This is a genomic window from Mycobacterium sp., assembly GCF_049673265.1.
Lineage (GTDB): Bacteria > Actinomycetota > Actinomycetes > Mycobacteriales > Mycobacteriaceae > Mycobacterium.
Window position 1 is genome coordinate 1 of sequence record NZ_JBATXN010000469.1, and the last position, 3,317, is coordinate 3,317.

Genomic DNA, 3,317 nt, shown 5'->3' on the forward strand with positions numbered 1-3,317 from the left:
GCCGAGCACCAGGCCATCGTGCGCGATGTGCTGGCTGCCGGTGACTTCTGGGGCGGCGCCGGTTCGGTGGCCTGCCAGGAGTTCATCACCCAGTTGGGCCGCAACTTCCAGGTCATCTACGAACAAGCCAACGCCCACGGCCAAAAAGTGCAAACCGCCGGCAACAACATGAACACCACCGACAACGCCGTCGGCGGCAGCTGGGCATAACAAGCCTTCGAGATACGCCAACATCGTTGGCGTTACTGGTAATTCGCGACGCCCCAGGGCGATCAGCATCAGCGGGGCTCTGCAGCGCGCGCTCGTATCGTCGCCGCCGCGTTGGAGATCTACCCGGACGTAAGAGATACCGCTGGTACCGGCTAACCTTGACGCACCCCACGTTGCAAGGAGCGTCCATGGAAGGGTTTGCCGGAAAGGTAGCCGCGATCACTGGCGCCGGTTCAGGTATCGGCCAGGCGTTAGCCCTTGAGCTCGGCCGCTCCGGCGCCACCCTGGCGATCAGCGATGTCGACCTCGAGGGGCTCGCGCAGACCGAAGAACGGCTGAACGACATCGGTGCGCCGGTCCGGGCCGACCGACTCGACGTCACCGAACGGGAGTCCTTCCAGGCCTACGCTGACCAGATCAACGAGCATTTCGGCAAGGTCAACCAGATCTACAACAACGCCGGGATTGCGTTCACCGGCGACATCGAGATCAGCCATTTCAAGGACATCGAACGGGTGATGGACGTCGACTTCTGGGGCGTCGTCAACGGCACAAAGGCCTTCCTGCCGCATCTGATTGCCTCCGGCGACGGCCACATCGTCAACGTGTCCAGCCTTTTCGGGCTTATGTCGATGCCTGGGCAAGCCGCATACAACGCCGCCAAATTCGCAGTGCGTGGCTTTACCGAAGCCTTGCGTCAAGAAATGACGCTCAACGGCCACCCGGTCAAGGTGACGTCCGTGCACCCCGGCGGCATCAAGACCCCGATCGCCCGCAACGCCACCGCCGCCGAAGGGGTGGACCCCGAGAAGATGGCAAGGTTCTTCGACAAGCGGCTGGCTAGCACCACCCCGGGGCGGGCGGCCGAAATCATCCTGGAAGCTGTCGCCAAAAACCGGGCCCGGGTGTTGGTCGGCCCAGACGCCAAGGTGCTGGACGCCATCGTGCGAATAACCGGATCCGGGAGCTACCAGCGGCTGTTCCGCCCGGTGGTGGCCCGGCTGAAGCCGCCGTCGCGCTAGCGCGCCTAGCGCCCAAGCGGGTGTTCGCTCAGCCACCCGTCGGCCACCACTTGCGGGTCGGCACCGCCGATCACTTGCCGGCGCATGTCAACCAGCGCGGCGGTGTCCAGGACGCCCGCCACCTCGTTGACCGCCAGCAGCTGCCGATCACTCAGCCCGTTGCGGCGGTACAGCGGCACCACGTTCTCGGCCTCCACCAGCGCCGGCTTGCCGTCGGTGAGCACCACCAGATCGGCTGGCACGCCCGGGTCGGTGGTTGTGGTCCACGCCGCAGTCACCATTCGGTCCCGCAGTGCGGCGAAAAGTGTTGCGTCGTCTGGGAATTCGCGAGCCGCGGGCAGCCGGCAGCTGCCCACCGCCGACGGCGTCGATGCCCGGGCGATCGATCCGATCACCAGGCCGTCACAGTGGTGTGGCAGCGTGCCCAGATCAGTGCCGCCCCAGCTTTTGGCGGTCGTCTCAGTGACTGCCAGCGCCGGCTTGTCCTCGGCGGCGGTGGTGTAATCACCGGCGGCGATCCCCTCGGGTAGCGCACCCACCATCGCCTTGTACACCTGCGCGTCGGACCGGACGGTGGTACCGGGCTGAAATCGCTGCAGCACCCGGCCGGTGAAGCCAGGCACGACAACGACTGCACCCGCGTCGAGTTTGGTCAGTGGGTCGGGCGCCAGCTCTGTGCGGGTCGGGAACCCGTAGGAGCGCAGCGCCCCGGTGTAGATATCGGCGAGCAGCACCGACTCAGCGCCGGGACGGGATCCGACCACCAGCTCAGCCGATCGGGGCGGCGTGCTGTGCGCGCAAGCCGTCATCGCCAGCGCCGCTGCGAGCGCCAGTGCAGTCACCCTTCCGGTGATCACTCGGTGGGATCTGCGGCGGCAGCCACCGCGGCAGCAACCGCGGGCGCAACCCGTGGGTCCAGCGGGCTCGGGACGATCCGGTCGCGCGCCAGGTCGTCGGCGACAACGGAGACGATCGCCTCGGCCGCGGCGATCTTCATCTTCTCGGTAATCCGACGAGCACCGGCATCGAGCGCACCGCGGAAAACGCCAGGGAAGGCCAGCACGTTGTTGATCTGGTTCGGGAAATCGCTTCGCCCGGTGGCGACGATCGCCGCGTGCCGGGCGGCCGCGTCCGGATGGACCTCGGGGTCGGGGTTGGACAGCGCAAACACGATGCCGTCGGGCGCCATCGAGGCGACCAACTCCTCGGGCACCACCCCGGCCGACACCCCCAGAAAGACGTCGGCGCCCTTGAGCGCCTCGATCATGCCGCCGGTGAGCCCCTCGGGGTTCGTGCGCTTTGCCAGGTCGTCCTTGACGGGAGTCAGACCGTCGCGGCCGGGATGCAGAATGCCCTGGGAGTCCAACACCGTGATGTGCGAAATACCAACGGACATCAGGATATTCGCGCAGGCGACGCCGGCCGCTCCGACACCGGAGATCACCATACGCAACGATTGCATGTCGCGGCCGAGCACTTTTGTGGCGCCGATCAGCGCCGCCAACACCACAATCGCGGTGCCGTGCTGATCGTCGTGCATCACCGGACAATCCAGCGCCTCGATCAGCCGACGTTCGATCTCGAAGCAGCGCGGCGCGGAAATGTCCTCCAGGTTGACCGCACCGAACGTCAGCCGCAGCCGCACCAGCGTGTCGACGATCTCGTCGGGATCCTTGGTATCCAACACGATGGGAATCGAGTCCAGGTCGGCGAACGCCTTGAACAGCGCGCTTTTGCCTTCCATCACCGGCAGCGCGGCCGCGGGGCCGATATCACCGAGGCCGAGCACCGCGCTGCCGTCGCTGACCACGGCCACCAACCGGTTCGCCCAGGTGTAGCGCGCGGCCAGGGTGTGGTCGGCGGCGATCGCCCGGCTGACTTGCGCGACGCCCGGGGTATAGGCGATCGACAGTGCACGCTGGGTGTCCAGCGGGGACCTCAACTGCACGGAAAGCTTGCCGGCGATGTGCGCTTCGAAGATCTCTTCGTCTTCAAGCACGATGGGCTGACCCGTCACCGGGGAGCCTTCCGTTGCTCGGGATGCGCTTTCGGACACGGCCCCAGGGTACTGTGCTGGATCTTTAG

At 66.4% G+C, this 3,317-nt stretch carries 4 protein-coding genes; 2 read left to right on the forward strand and 2 right to left on the reverse strand.

From position 1 onward, the window contains the following. The coding region (locus WBF82_RS16310; protein WP_424384016.1) for a WXG100 family type VII secretion target at positions 1-210 on the forward strand (210 nt) is incomplete at its 5' end. A 188-nt stretch (positions 211-398) separates the two neighbouring features. Beyond that, positions 399-1,232: an SDR family NAD(P)-dependent oxidoreductase gene (locus tag WBF82_RS16315; RefSeq protein WP_424384017.1), complete on the forward strand. Its 834-nt coding sequence runs from the start codon at positions 399-401 to the stop codon at positions 1,230-1,232. 5 nt (positions 1,233-1,237) lie between these two features. On the opposite strand, the gene WBF82_RS16320 is transcribed toward WBF82_RS16315, so the two are convergent. Beyond that, positions 1,238-2,089: a glycine betaine ABC transporter substrate-binding protein gene (locus WBF82_RS16320; RefSeq protein ID WP_424384018.1), complete on the reverse strand. Its 852-nt coding sequence runs from the start codon at positions 2,087-2,089 to the stop codon at positions 1,238-1,240. After that, the gene (locus WBF82_RS16325; protein WP_424384019.1) at positions 2,086-3,249 is read right to left on the reverse strand and encodes an NAD(P)-dependent malic enzyme; all 1,164 of its coding nucleotides are present in this window, start codon (positions 3,247-3,249) and stop codon (positions 2,086-2,088) included. Before WBF82_RS16325 ends, WBF82_RS16320 begins: the two co-directional genes overlap by 4 nt. Between the last annotated feature and the right edge of the window lie 68 nt (positions 3,250-3,317).